Raw genomic sequence first — 15,288 nt, forward strand, 5'->3', positions numbered from 1 at the left:
ACTTACATATTTACTTAAGATCTGTTGCGCTTTGATTCGCATCCCCTACTTCCTGCCATCCCCATAAAAGGCAGCGATACAGACTGCCCTGACAGCCGCAAGTCTACTACAATTCCTTCATGCTGCAATTCTTCACTCATCTGAAGAGAGTACATAGATGTTGCAAGATCGATAGAGCAGCCGCTAGCGGCCATTTTGGAAACAATCCCAAGTGTTCCATCGCTCGAACCATCATCCATGAACGTTACTCGCAATCGTTTTCCGGTTAGAAGAGCTTGAAATGTCAGTGCCCGAATGTACCATTCCACAACAGATTCATGATTGCGGGTAATAAAAATATAATGAATCCATTTTCCGGACTGCGGTGTTTTACGCACCTTCTGCCGGTTATGCAACATATGAATCATCACTGCAGCGGATACATAAACAACCGCAATCCATATCAACTGGGCTACCATGGAGATGCACCTCCTCTGTATACCAACACTATATGCCGGCATTAAAAGGTCGGTGACTGCCCAGAACACCCATCAGGGAAGCAAGCTGTGTCTACTTAATTTCTTTCCTATATGTAACGTATTACTGTGAAGCTTCTACAAGGTTACCCAGCCATATTTAATCGAATTAATAACGGCTTGAGTCCGATCATCCACTTCCATTTTTTGCAAAATACTGCTAACATGGTTTTTAACTGTTTTTTCACTAATGAATAAATATTCACCAATCATTTTGTTGCTCTTACCTTCAGCCATTAGACGCAGCACTTCTGCTTCACGACGGGTTAGAGGATTGTTGTCACCAGCAATAAATTTAACACCAGCTTCCTTCACCACTGTATCTGTAGTTACGCCAGTCTCGTTAAGGTAAGTCATACGCCGCAATTGATTGATAAGCTTTCCAGTAACCTTTGGATGGATAAAAGCATGTCCTTCACAGACCGAACGAATGGCATTAATAAGGGATTCGGCCTCCATATCCTTCAATAAATAACCATTGGCGCCCTTACGAAGGGTCTCAAATACATAACTCTCATCATCATGAATGGATAAAATAATTACCTTAACCTCCGGGAACATTTCCCGAAGTTTTTGAGTGGCTTCTACGCCGTTCTCAACAGGCATATTGATGTCCATCAATACGATGTCCGGTTTAGTACCGTTACAAAACTCTAATACCTGAATACCGTCGCCGCACTCCCCTATGACCTCGATATCCTCCTCCATATTCAAAATGCGTTTCAGCCCTTCACGAAAAAGCTGATGATCATCCGCCAAAAGAACCTTAATGGGCGTTTTACTAGAGTTTAAGTTCTCCATCACACTACTCCTTCCCCTTCTCCACATTCGTCGGAATATGGATCACGATTGTTGTCCCCTGATTCTCGGCTGATACAATTTCCATTCTTCCTTCAAGCAGTTCTACACGTTCCCGCATACCTACTAGCCCGAAGCTTTCCCGATTACCTTGCTGATTTTTTAACTTTTGTACATTAAAGCCTAATCCGTTATCTTTAATCACAATCTTAATTAACTGCGCTTGGTATGTAATCTCCACCAATACGAAGCTTGGGTAGGCATGTTTTGCTGCATTAGACAATGCTTCCTGAACAAGACGGTATACCGCCGCCTCCATCGCTGAAGATAGTCGGTGTTCCTGTCCCCGGGTTTCCAAAGTCGTCCGCAGTTTCGTCTTCTCTTCAAAATCATGCACATATTTCCGCAAAGTCGGAATCAAGCCCAAATCATCGAGAGCCATCGGTCGTAAATTAAAAATAACCTTACGCATTTCTTCCAGGCTGTTACGAACCTGCCCTTTTAAATCTACTACTTCGTCCTGCACCAGCCCAAATTCCTGCTTTACCAGCATTCTTTCTACAATTTCCGTCCTAAGGACTAGATTTGCCAGCATTTGAGCGGGACCATCATGAATTTCCCGGGCAATTCTCTTCCGTTCTTCTTCTTGAGCCAGGATAATTTTGAGTCCGATCATCTGTCTGTTCTTCGCAGATTCGACAATTCTCGTCACTTGGCCTAGTTCTCCCGACAAATATTCGAGCACTACGCTCATTTGCGAACCAATTGACTCTGCACGCTCTACAGAATTTTCGACACTGCGCACTCGCATTTGTAATTCATCACGTCTGCTTCGAAGATAGACCTCTCGCTCACGCGTCATCATGAGTTCGAGCTGAAGCTCTGTAGCCTTCTCATAAGCAATACGGATATCCTTCTCTGAGTAGCGGACAAAGTCCCGGCTGACCTCTGTCAGCCGGATTCTGGAGCGGTGATACTGTAGCTCCAGCTTGTCTACCTTTTTCAACGTTTCATCCGTTTCGTCCATGACCCGCTGCAGTTCCTTGTTGAGTGCAGCAAGTTCATCACGTGCAACCTGCAATATTTCAAAAATCTGATACTTGCTGCTCTCCATCACGTCGATGGTATTTTTAATAACGCGATCAATCGCATCGGCTTGAAATTCCACGGATGCTTGCCCCTTTTCTATCGGATCGTATTAAGGTTTTCCTTATATATTAACATATCACGATTCGATAGTTACGGTCTTCGTTTTCTGTTCCCATTTTACAGTTAATCCTAACTGTTCAGAAACCAGTCTCAGAGGTACTAAAGTCCTACCCTGTAAAATAATAGGTGCTACTTCAGCACTTTGTCGCTTACCATTTAACAGGTATTCCTTTTTATTTACCGTCAGATCCAGTGCCTTGGCTCCCCGCAACACCATGATCTTCTTATTCACCTGATCCCAGGTAGCATTCCCTCCAAAAGCATCCAGCACATAACGGATCGGCACATAAGTACTGCCGTCTTTCACAATTGGAGCTACATCAATAGCCTTCTTATTTCCGTTTACGGTCATTGCTTTGGAGCCGATGCTCATCGAAGCTGTACCCTTTGGTAACCCTGCATCACTGGAAAGTGAAGGCATTGTGAAGGTGATATTATCAAAAGCAACCGTACCTGTCTTCGCCCGTTCATCTTGGCCTTCCTCTACATTCACTACATAAAGTCTCTTCAGCGTAGCCGGGAATTTAATCCCTGATCCTGACAAGTCGATGTTTATGTTCTTCCAACCGTTCCAATCGATAATCTTCGCAAGATCTACATAGGCTGTAGCTCCACTATTGTCTACAAACTCAGCACGCAGCCAATTTAAGCTCATATCGCCCATCACATCAACTGACATCGAAGTTGCAAGCGCTGGAACGGCTTTTCCACTTGTGCCGTTAAGTTGAGCATAAGCGTACATTTTACCGCTGCCAGCCGTCATATCATAACTGAGTGACAGCACCTTGGAGCCTACTCTTTCAGCCGATCCGTCTACTATTGTTGCAGTCCCCTGTACCGCTGGCACATTGGTAGTAAAGTTAACTGGATAACTTACCTTCTCGAAATCTTCCCATGTTGTAGCTGCTGCTGTCGATAATACAACCGCTGTGCTAAATCCATCATAACGAGCAATAGCGTAACCTGTAGTAACCCCTGCATCCACAGAGTTTACAGTAAGCTTGCCATTTTGAACGACTCCCTTAAAGCCTACAAACTCCCACTTCAGCGCTGAATCTGGAACGCTTATGGTTGCTCCACTCTTCGTAGAGGCCTTTACAGGGACAGATACAGTTGTCCCAGCTGTCAGTGGCGCTGTAGCAGTGCCTACACTCATGCTGGATAGATCATCTCCACCCAAGACTGTAAGGGTTGTAGAAGCGCTTGCTACGCCGCTTTTAGCCGTTAAGGTAACGGTGCCTGGCTTCACTGCCGTTACTTCTCCTGCACTTACAGTTGCGCTTCCTCCGCTTGATGTCCAAGTAGGATTGCCTGCTGCTACATCTATAGGGTTATAGTAAGTGTCATAACCTTTTAACGAATAAGTAGCCTTTTGTCCAACTAATAGCGAAGTGCTTCCGCTAATTTTAATTCCTTTTACTTCACCTTGTGGTGCGTTAGTATAAACACCAAGCGCGTTAACAATGCTGCGCTGCTCTGTGCCATACTCTGTATTAAAGGTTAGAGTAGCTGAGCTTTCACCGAGAGGCCGGTCTACCATCGTTGTAGAGCCGCCTCCGTCTAAGTTAAGCCCTTTCCAGACTCCAATATTGGTCATAAAAGATTGCAGCTCGGTCAATGACATTCCTGAGCTGTTGCCATTTTTTTCAGTAGCTATAATATAAACATAACGTCCATCCTGAGAGTATCCTAAAGCCGTACGTGCACGATAACCGCCAATGCTGCTAGTCGAGCGAGAGAACGTTGCAGCTTTTCCGTTATTTACAAGAATCGTATGTCCACCAATCATTGTTTGCAGATTAGCAGGATCTAGCGATTGCTGCGTAGTCTTGGATTTCAGGGAGTACACACTTGTTACCGGTTGCCCTACCGTCAGATGGGCAGTAACATACCGTGCGGCTAAGCCATGGGCCCGCAAAATATAAGCTCCCTTTGGAACCGCTGTAGGAAGCGCAGCATTTTCAGATATTTGAGTAACTACGCCGTTCTCAACGAGCACCTCTGTCGGTGTGGTTGAGCTGTTTTTGGGACGATCGAGTGCGGTCCATACATCCGTATAGATATACATTGCATTAGCATGGCTATAAGTAGAGCTTCCACCTTCAGGACTATAAGCACCTTTATTGATACCGGATATCTCAAACTGTGCGCCGTCAGGTGCGGTTACCATTCCTTCAAAGCTGAACTCATCAATAAGAGGCTTGCGATCCTTAGTCACTGCAAAGGCATACATGCCATCCAATTGCGAAGGGGTGGAAACCAAGACTCCACTGGATACTTGTCCACCAATCGGAGCGCCTTCCCCGCCTGTATTAAAATAATCTCCGTTTACTGCAGCCACGGCTCCAGTTTCCTTAGCCATCCCGCCAGTACTTTGACGTGTTGTCAGGTTTCCACCCTTACCTGTCATAACATCTAAAGAAACATATGGATTGTTGAGGTCAACGCGAATAACATCCGCCAAGCCAGAAGCGCTCGCTCCTGAACGTGTAGCCGTATATTTGTATTTCATCATAATGGCGCCCGAAGTAATTACTTCTTCACCCAGCTTGCTTACTTTAAAATTAGATGTGGCTGCGGCAGCAATTGGTGTGGAACTATGACCAAACATAGCTAAGCCTTCACTGCCAATTACCGGCATAATCCACAACACACCTGCTAATGAAGCGGCAACCCATTTTTTAGTAGATGATAATTTCATTCCCCGAACAACTTCTCTACTCTTCTTCTCCATGAAAACTTCATTCATTTCGACGTAACTCTCCCATCTCTTTTTTACTCTTCAAGTCCGTTATCAAAAGTCTGGAAACTGGTTCCTATTTTTCTAGTACTCTTTTAATAGACTGAAAATAAGCGAAAAAGTTGCGAAATTGAGAGATTTCAAGCTTTATAGAGTCTCGTAACACAAACTATTAACATAAAAAAAAGCCCAGCAGAATGCCAGGCTTTACCAATCTATTTATTCTACAAATAATCTGTTTGCTTCAGCATCCGATGCAACATCACAGCAGCTTGTGCACGAGTGGCATTACCCTGAGGTTGGAACTCACTTGTGGTCATTCCCAAAATAATCCCAGATTGCACAGCTTTAGCTACGAATTCTGCACTTTGATTCTGAATTTTAGACTTATCCTTAAAGCGAGCCAGTGTTGAGGCAGAAGTGCCGCTTAAAGTAATAGGATGTTTGGTGTATTCCATTGCCCGAATCATCATGATTGCCATCTGCTCTCGAGTGATATTATCATTAGGCCGGAAGGAGCCATCCGTGTTCCCTGTAATAATACCAGCCTTGGCTGCTGCACCAATATAGTCTCCAGTTTGTGTGGAAGGCTGCACATCCCGGAAGCGCTGTGCGGTCTCGCGATCGCCTAGCAAACCAAGTCCCCGGCTAAGCATTACTGCAAACTCTGCACGGGTAATCTTTTTTTCTGGACTAAATGTAGTCCCGTAACTGCTATCGATGATAGTCTTTGCACTAAGCTCAGCTACGATCGAATTACTCCAATGCTTACTCATATCTGAGAAGGCCCGGGTTGATATAAAGGTTCCTAACACCTGATTACCCTCCGTACGAGCACGAATAATCGTATAGCTACCTACCGTACTTACTTTTGTTGGCAGATAAGCTGCATCGTAATAGGAAAGATCCAGTCTAGCAGCAGATGTCTGCGCATTGTTCAATGAAGAAGTTGTACGCACAGTGTATTCTCCAGGTACCGATAATGCCTTAGCATTAGAATAATTGCTGCTTACTATCGCAGTCACCCGGACATCCATAAGACTAGTAACGCTCTGCATCCCCATAGTTTTTAGCTTTTGCTCAAATGGGGAGAACGTACCTGCCGGAACCTTTTCTAAGCGGAACACCAGCGAGATATTTTTACTGTCTGCAATCAAGCTAGTCGCTAATCCGTTCATATCGATATCGTCTAGTCCTACGCTATATAAGTGATCGCCATAACGTATCATAAATTTTGTGGTTTTACTGCGATTTACAGCATCAAGCAAAGGCTTTAAAGGAACAGTCACATAGGCCGATTGTTCTGTAGCAGGCACCTCAAAAGCTAATGTATCACTACTTGCCTTATACAGATATTCATAACTGGCCGTCAGGCGATCTGTGTTTAAGGTATATCTTTTTACAGATTGATTGTATAACGAACGGTCATCCACGATTTGTGAAGAGTCACTCTTCAGCAGCGCGTATTCTTTTCCAAACTCACTTGTTGCAAGCGTCCCTAGATAGGATGGACGATTTCCCGTTCCGGTGCTCACGCCGGTTAGGTTCTTAACAGAGAGAGAAGAGAATGAGGACAGTACATTACCGGTCAGATCCTTGATCGTACCTGAACCTGACATATAGGACAAATCGATAGTTTGCCCGGTCTTTACTACTGAGGATGTTGTTATTTTCAAAATATCCCCTGACAAAGTGTAGTTTTGCACACCCATACTGCTTCCATCTGCTCTAACTCCGAACTGATTAGCATAGAGGGAACCAGATGCCTGCATGTTTTTACTGAATGTAACCGTAAGCTCGTCGCCATTGATGGTGGCAGAACTAATCTCAGGTATGCTAGTGCCGCTATTTTCCGAGATGGACACAGGCTGCAGGTTAATATAAGCTGCACGGTTTCCATTTAAATCGCTTATTCCGGTAGTCCCCGGAACATAGGATACAGTAACATTCTGATTCACCGTCAAAGCACTCTGGAGCGTTAGCGTGACCTGTGAGCCACTGACTGATACATTCGTAACATAGTTAGGAGTGCTGCCAACAAGCACAGAGAACTGGCTGTTCATCGGGAGGTTTGTCGTTGACAAGCCTTCATTGTAATTCAGAAGGATTTTATTGCCACCTCCGGTTGCACTTTGGAACACGGGTGGAATTGTATCGTTGCTGTTGCGAATGTAGAAATCTGTGAAATCCGCAATATTTTGTCCAAAAGAATTCTGCAAAGGATAAGAGCCTGCATAATAGGAGACACGAACGGTCTGGCCATTAGAAGCATCGCTATTTAACCCTAAATATACAGTGTTCCCGCTGGAGCTTATGGAGTTGACCCCTAGGGATCCCCCATCTGAAGTCACTAGAAACTGACTATGTGCGTAAGAGGAAACTGCCTTTAAGGAGTCATTGAAATTCAACGCTACAGTTCTACCCGTGATCCGTCCATCTTTGGGTGTAGGCATGGAGGACTCGATAGTGTTAGTAACCTGCTTTGAGCTAAAGGTGCTGGCTGCATTTCCGCTTGGATCTTGAATGGTCCGCAGGCCACCTGTATAGCTAACCTTCACGTTCTGTCCAACCGCTACCCCTGTACTGAGTACCACATAGGCGCTGTCTCCCTGGATATAGACACTTTCAATTGTACGATTCTCATCATTCACCGTAGCACCAAAGCTGGAGATCAACAGTGCAATGGAAGAGTTGAGGCTCTCATTGTATTTTAAACGAATGGTCCGATTGTTCTCGAGTGATGCAGATGTGAGCTGTGGAGCTGTTTTGTCCTGAGACAAGGTCCGGAAGCTCCATGAATTTTTTCCGCTTAGTCCATCATAGATAACATTAGCATCAATAGCGTCTACAAAAGCTCCTTTAGCAATATCAATATAATAGGTTGAGTCGCTATCTAAAGCTGTTTTAGGTGTAATTACATATTCGTTTGCAGCAGTTGTACTCCGGTTAACAGTAACCGGAACCTGTGCACCGCCACTTTTATAAAGTGCTACGCCATTTTCCACAGCACTGTTATAATTCACATTACGATTGAATGTGACAGAAAATGATCTGTTGTTAGCTATGGATTCACTCCGGTCAGCCGGATTTAGCGCGCTTACGTTAAGTCCTGTCAAAGAAGCCGTTGTAAATGTCCAGGTATACGCACCCGAAGCCGGAAATACATTTCCGTCTTGATCGTAAAAAGCTCCCTGCGGTATCGTCACCGTATACTGCGTACTGTTTAGCAAGGGTGATGCTGCTGATGCTGGAAGCAATGTTATAGTTCTGCTGCTTCCTCCTGTAACGGCTGGGGAGTTTACATTAAGCCATCTCGTTCTAGCATCGTTAGCTGCACCTGGAGATACTGTTATGGTTCCAGCTGCAGGCATCATAGGACGATCAAATGTAAGTTGTAGGGCTCCAGTGGTAGATACCCCACCTGATCCGTTTGCCGGTGCAGGAGTCACTGGAATCTCTGCCACACCTTTAGTAGAGAAGCTCCATACATCACCGCTTGAAATCCCGGAATACGTTCGATTATCAACATCCTTAAAAGCATAAGAATCTATAAGAACATAATAGTTACTTCCGGAGGCCAATGTTTTATCCAATGTTAGTTTAACTGTAGTAGAGTTAGCATCAGTCTGAACGTTGACTCTAGTATCATCATCCTTAATTTTGAACTCTTGAACGGTTGCATTATCTGCAGACGACAAAATTCGAATGGAACCTCCACCTTTTATCAGGTTTTTATTTAAGGTTAGACTTAGCTCCTTAAGGGCTCCTGCATCCACTCTTGTATTATTAGCAGGTGAAAAGTTGCCTGCCGTAATCGCTGTATTACTCTCAGGCGCAGTAGTAAATGCCCATGAAGTAACACCTGACTCATTACCATCATTATCCTTGAACAACCCCTTAGGAATTGTCACTGTATAAGTCTTGTTTGAAGTAAACTGTTGATTTAGCTTAAGCTCGTAATCTTTTGAACTACCAATTAGACCATAGCTACCAATAGGAATCGTTAAAAAAGGTGAGCTATCACCTTGACCCGTAATAGTAATTTCACCTGACTGCGGGTTTACTTGACGATCAAAGCTCAGTCTAAGGGATGATCCGATATTTACATAACTTGCTCCAGGCGCTGGTGAGACTGTTATACCAAACTCTGATGCAGCGTACACTGCTGAATTCCCTATTCCAATAGCAGGATAACCCGAACCAAGTACTAACTCTCCCGCTAGAATAAGTGCCGTCCATATTGAAATTTTTCTTTTCATTCCGTGATAGACTCCTCTCAAGCCATACTATCGTCTTTATGTATATTCTTATATTTCGGCTAAAAGGCTGGCAAAGTTTAGTAGTCTACTTCTCTATGGTTAGATTCACTAGCCTTGCTCGTTTTCGCACGCAAAATAACCCGCAGAGTTGACACCATGGCCAACTTGCGGGCTAACATATTATAAGACCGTATGATAAATTACAACCCTGCTTGATCTCTTAGCAATTCTGCTTTATCTACGCGTTCCCATGGAAGATCAACATCAGTACGTCCGAAATGACCGTAAGCTGCAGTTTGTCTATAAATCGGTTTACGCAAATCAAGCATAGAAATGATGCCCGCAGGGCGAAGATCAAAGTTGTTGCTGATCAGTTGAACCATTTTCTCTTCACTGATTTTACCTGTTCCGTATGTATCCACATTTATCGAGACAGGAGTAGCTACACCGATGGCATAGGCAAGTTGGATCTCACATTTGTCGGCCAAACCAGCAGCTACAAGATTCTTAGCTACATAACGAGCCGCGTAAGCCGCAGAACGGTCCACTTTAGTTGGATCCTTACCTGAGAATGCTCCGCCGCCATGACGAGCATAACCGCCGTATGTATCGACGATAATCTTACGGCCAGTTAGACCAGCATCCCCTTGAGGACCCCCAATAACAAAACGTCCGGTTGGGTTAATAAAGTATTTGGTTTCTGCATCAAGCAGTTCCGCAGGAACAACAGGCAAAATAACATGTTCTTTAATATCCGCCTGAATTTGTTCAAGAGAAATTTCCTCTGCATGTTGTGTAGATACTACGATAGCGTCTACGCGTACAGGTTTTTCATCTTGATACTCAATCGTAACTTGTGTTTTGCCGTCTGGACGAAGATAGTCCAAAGTTCCATTTTTACGAACTTCAGATAAACGACGTGCAATACGATGTGATAAGGCAATCGGCAGTGGCATCAGTTCAGGTGTCTCATTCGTAGCAAAACCAAACATGAGTCCTTGATCGCCCGCACCAATATTAGCTGTTTCTTCAGCTACTTGAGCAGGATCACGGTGTTCTAAAGCAGAGTTAACACCTTGGGCAATATCAGCGGACTGCTCGTTAAGAGAACTCAACACAGCACATGTATTATAGTCGAAACCATATTTTGCACGTGTGTATCCAATTTCTTTGATGGTATTGCGTACGATGGCAGGAATATCAACATACTCTGATTTGGTACTGATTTCCCCGATCACCAGTACAAGACCTGTTGCTACTGCTACTTCGCAGGCTACACGTGCATTAGGATCATTAACTAAAAATGCATCCAATACCGCGTCGGAAATCTGGTCACAGATTTTATCCGGATGCCCTTCCGTAACGGACTCAGAAGTAAACAAATGACGCCCTTTAATAGACAAGTATAACAACCTCCCATATGGTTAGTCTGACACTGTATAAGGGATTCCTTAATGATAACAGGCCAAATAATAAAACTAAATAATATAAATAATTCAGGTTTGCCTGATTTCTTTTTATGAAGGATTTTCGCAAAATTTGATGCCTACATTCACTAAACTCTTCAAAAAATGAACCTTTTCCATATGGAAAAGGTTTAAGGCTTTCCTCAAAAGTCATATTATCTTATTTAGGGGGTGGTGTCAATTAAACACAGAACCCCCCGTGAGAGTATGAATATTGATTTCACGCTATAAAAAAGCAATATCAGATAAGGAATAAGGGCATCCTAACCCCTGATATTATTGAAAAAGAGACTGTTCAGCTTGCTTAATGAGTCTCTTCGTAATTTCTCCTCCAACAGACCCATTATCCCTTGAACTTAGATGCCCAAGGTACTGACTACGGCCAGAACTACTACCTCCGACTGCTCCTAACTCAGAAGCAAACTCCGTGTCTGCCCCGCCTCCATAATGAGCCCCATATAAACCAAATTCAGCTGCAATTTCATATTGCATTTGTTTCAGCATTGTCCGACTTTCAGGTACGACTGTACGATTATTACGTGCCATGTTACAGCACCTCCTGTGAATTTGTAAGATTACAGGAATATTGTGCGTCCATCACTTAATCTTCAATCACGCCAATGATTTGTAACTTTGGAAAACAGTTTGAAGGTATGATTACGTCTGTTTACGGGCATTATGAATATATATCATTACACATTATTTCAAGGTATATCCACCACGAACCATCACAACAAGACCAAGTGTTTGACCCTCTTGAACAGTTATTCCACGACCATCACGAGGGAAGGACAATAAGTGGTTAGATGGTGCAGCTAGTCCGTTTGTAAGATCTTTACCGTCTGTTAAATCCGCCACACCATTCGCATCCTGCGAAACGATTACTGCTTTACCCGCGCGAACGATAAACTCAGCACCTGCAGAAGCAATTAAAGTTTGGCCAGGCTTCACATCAACAATCACAGATTCATTACTGCTATTTTGACCAGGTGTAGCTACTGGTGCTGTGGTTGCACTAGGCGCAGGTGTAGCAGTCGCTACCGGAGTCGTCACTGTACCACCTGAAAGTGCTTTCTGAATTTGCTGATCTACGTAGCTTTTCGTAACTACAGGATCATCCGTTGTGCCAGGCTGAGAACCAACACCTGCACCTTCAGCAGTAATATTTAGCAGAGATCCAGCCCATACACCACCAGCCAGCAATACGGCTGCGGTTGTTACTTTCCATACCGGTTTCAAAGAAGTTCCTCCTCATTATTGGGGATAAAAACCTATAAAAAAAGAATAGCCTCCGAAGAGGCTATTCTGTGCTTCGGTAATCGGAGATTACTTAGCGGAGATTTCTGTTTCGCCAGTAATTTTGTTACCAACTTCATCGTGAGCGTCTGCATCTTTAACGATCTTAACGATGATTCTGTTAACTTCATTGGAGTTCAGATCCAATTCGTCATTGATATTTGCTTTGGAATCAATGATTTGCTTCGAGAAAGTAACAGACCATTTGCCTTTATCCGATCCATTAGCAATCTTAGTTACTTTGTAATACTTTTGATCAAGACGAGTTCCAACGGTATCATTGTTGATGTAGATTGCCAGATGTTGTTCGTCTAGATTTGTTATTTCTTTAGAGAATCCAAGAATCAATTCATAAGAGTTGCCGCTGGAAACCACTGCAGATTCGAACACTGGGCTAGTTCTGCTAGTAAGTTTACCTGTCTTGGAAACTGCTTCGATAGTGTTACCAGATACATCAGTAACACCGTTAACTACAAATTTGTAGTCAGATTTAGTTTCAGTGATTGAAGAGCTAGGGATATTGATTGTTGCACGAGCATATTTCGGACTGGAAGAGCTAGTTGTTACATTACCCTTCTCATCAAGAGTACTAATATTTACATAAGTACCAGCAGGCAATGCCTTGTCGTCCAATGTGTAGCTATTAACATCTAGTACAGAAGCAACGTTAAGACCACTTGCATCTTTCAGATCAACAGTGACAGTAGCATCACCATAAACAGTTCCAGTTGCAGTTACAACTTTTTGGCTGTCATTGATTACAATGCCGTTGTTGAACAGTACTGGAGCATCGCCATCAGTAGATTCTGATCCGATTTTCACAGTCAATACAGTTGCAGCAAGCTTATTGCCAGAGAAAGATTTATCTTTAAAGAGTCCTTCTGGCAGACGAACAGTGTACTCACCAGTGTCTACATTAACAGCAGTTAATGTATGTGTTTTTCCGCTACCATTTGTAGTGTTAGCAATCGCAGTAGATTGACCAGTTTTGTTATTGATCAGTACTACAGAACCTACTCCAGTGTTTACAACATCTTCAGAGAAAGTCAATTTTAGACCTTTAACAGAAGTTGAAGTTGAGTAAGTGATGCCAGTAACTGTAGGAGCTACAGTGTCCTTAGTGAAAGTGATCGCTTGACTTGAAGCAGTTCCCAATGTGTTACCCAATGTATCCTTAACAGTAGCTCCGAATACAACGGTTCCAGTGAAAGTACCAGTGGATGGGAAGCTATTCAGAGGACTTTGCAAGGTGAATTTCTTGCCATTACCAGTAGTAATAACACTAAATGTACCTTGGCTTTCTCCAACAGAGTTCAAGAGACGAACATTACCAACCAAAGATGCACGGTCAACGTTCTTGTCAAACTCAACTTCAACGAATTTGTCGCTAACTGGAGTTACGCTCTTGATTACAGGAGCAGCAACGTCAGAAACAACAGTTACAGTTGTTTTGATTGGGTTTGGATTAGCAACATTACCTGCATAGTCAGTTACATTAAGCAGGGATACATCATATGATTTACCGCTTTCCAACGATACTCCACTCAGTTTGAACTCAGTGTAAGTGTCATTTTGTACAGTCGCGGAAGCAGAAGAACCATTTACATAAGCCACGATGCCAGTAGTTTTAACTGGTTCGCTAAATGTTACGTATACGTCTTTAGTTGTTGCTTTAGCTGTAGAACTAATAGTAGCAACAGTTGGAGCTACAGTGTCAGCGATAGGAAGCAAAGTTGTGAATGCTGGAACAGCTTCACCAGCAGTTGTCTTCACAGCATCGTTCACAACAACTGTGTAGTTACCTTTAAGACCTTTAGTTCCTGGCACAGTAATAGTAGCTTCTGTGTTGTCAGCATTGAAAGTTACATAAGCGTTAGCTACTTCATCATCTTTGCTACCAACTTTAGTTACTTTTACAACACCGTCGATAACTTTGCTGGATTCAGCCAGTGTATCTGCATCGATCGAACGGTTGAATTTGATTACTACTTGTTTAGCATTTGGAGCAGTTGCGGAAACAACCTTAGGAGCTGCCAAAGTTACTTTAGTAGTGTAATCATGATCGTTGTGTTTGAAGTTGATTGTAGTTTCAACTCCAGCTACAAGAGCAGTTGTCAATTCAACAGTTGTAGTAGTTTTGTCAGAGAAAGTTACAACTACTTTAGTTGGGCTTACTGCTTCAGCAGAAGCGATTGTAGCTGCTTGACCCAATTGATCAACAGCATATGCTGTTTCAACTACCAAAGAACGGCTAGCGTTAGCTTTGAAGTTAGTGTCTTTAGCAACCAAACCTGCGTCGATTACTGCTTGAGCGTAACCTTTAGCCCATGCGGATGCAGAGTTGTCAGTTGTAGTTGGTTGTTCCAGTTTCAAAGCGCGGAACAATACAGCCGCAACTTCTTCAACTGTTACTTTACCGTTGTAATCGAAGATACCTTTAACAGTATCTTTACCTTGCATGTAGTTTACTGCAGTAACAGCTTCGATGTAAGGCACAGCCCAGTTCGATGCGTTGTAACCTTTGTCTTTGTAAGACAATTTGTTAGTTACTTCAGTAAGGTCGAACAATTTAGTAACGATCTTCGCGAACTCAGCACGAGTAAGATCTTTTTCAAGGTGAGCTTGACCATCTGGGTATCCGTTGAGAATACCTTTCGCTGCCAAAGCATCAAATTTTTGTTGCGGAGTTGTTGCTGCGTCACCAAACGCTACAGAGGCAAACATCGAGAATGCCATTGCTGTAGATAATGCTACGGATAAAATTTTCTTCATAACCTTTTTTTCTCCTCCTTGGACGTTCATAAACTGAGATTTTTCTTTAGTTGAGTAGCTCATGTCACTCATTAGCCGATGCACCCCCTTTCCCGAGTTGAGCAAATTAAGTATAAATAATGTCTGTGACGGGTATCACAGAAACTGGTAAACGAATTTAGGACATGACAATACTAGATTCCTAATTATACCTAAGTATTATACAATGTGCCTCAAGTCACGTAAAGCTAATT

General features: G+C 43.2%; 9 protein-coding genes. All 9 read right to left on the minus strand.

Annotated elements, in window-relative coordinates; translation table 11 throughout:
• Positions 1–14 precede the first annotated feature (14 nt).
• Positions 15–458, minus strand: coding sequence for a glycosyltransferase family A protein (locus MHB37_RS29535; RefSeq protein WP_076123908.1), 444 nt, complete (start codon positions 456–458; stop codon positions 15–17).
• A gap of 135 nt (positions 459–593) precedes the next feature.
• Positions 594–1,316 carry a response regulator transcription factor gene (locus MHB37_RS29540; RefSeq protein ID WP_036681509.1) on the minus strand — a complete coding sequence of 241 codons (723 nt, stop codon included), beginning with the start codon at positions 1,314–1,316 and terminating at the stop codon, positions 594–596.
• 4 nt (positions 1,317–1,320) lie between these two features.
• Positions 1,321–2,481 carry a sensor histidine kinase gene (locus tag MHB37_RS29545; protein ID WP_036681511.1) on the minus strand — a complete coding sequence of 387 codons (1,161 nt, stop codon included), beginning with the start codon at positions 2,479–2,481 and terminating at the stop codon, positions 1,321–1,323.
• A gap of 57 nt (positions 2,482–2,538) precedes the next feature.
• Entirely contained in the window at positions 2,539–5,271 is a 2,733-nt protein-coding gene (locus tag MHB37_RS29550; protein WP_081387847.1) for a stalk domain-containing protein, read from the minus strand.
• A 215-nt stretch (positions 5,272–5,486) separates the two neighbouring features.
• Positions 5,487–9,521 (minus strand): Ig-like domain-containing protein, encoded by a 4,035-nt coding sequence (locus MHB37_RS29555; protein ID WP_076192379.1) that lies wholly within the window; start codon positions 9,519–9,521, stop codon positions 5,487–5,489.
• Between the two features lie 200 nt (positions 9,522–9,721).
• Positions 9,722–10,924 carry a methionine adenosyltransferase gene (metK, locus tag MHB37_RS29560; RefSeq protein ID WP_036681514.1) on the minus strand — a complete coding sequence of 401 codons (1,203 nt, stop codon included), beginning with the start codon at positions 10,922–10,924 and terminating at the stop codon, positions 9,722–9,724.
• A 339-nt stretch (positions 10,925–11,263) separates the two neighbouring features.
• Positions 11,264–11,533 (minus strand): alpha/beta-type small acid-soluble spore protein, encoded by a 270-nt coding sequence (locus MHB37_RS29565; RefSeq protein WP_076192376.1) that lies wholly within the window; start codon positions 11,531–11,533, stop codon positions 11,264–11,266.
• A gap of 153 nt (positions 11,534–11,686) precedes the next feature.
• A complete protein-coding gene (locus MHB37_RS29570) occupies positions 11,687–12,226 on the minus strand; it encodes a hypothetical protein (RefSeq protein ID WP_076192374.1) in 540 nt (179 codons plus the stop codon).
• An 87-nt stretch (positions 12,227–12,313) separates the two neighbouring features.
• A complete protein-coding gene (locus MHB37_RS29575) occupies positions 12,314–15,055 on the minus strand; it encodes an Ig-like domain-containing protein (protein WP_179088736.1) in 2,742 nt (913 codons plus the stop codon).
• Positions 15,056–15,288: the final 233 nt, after the last annotated feature.

This window comes from Paenibacillus sp. FSL H3-0286 (assembly GCF_045040705.1).
Classification (GTDB): Bacteria; Bacillota; Bacilli; order Paenibacillales; family Paenibacillaceae; genus Paenibacillus_AQ; species Paenibacillus_AQ odorifer.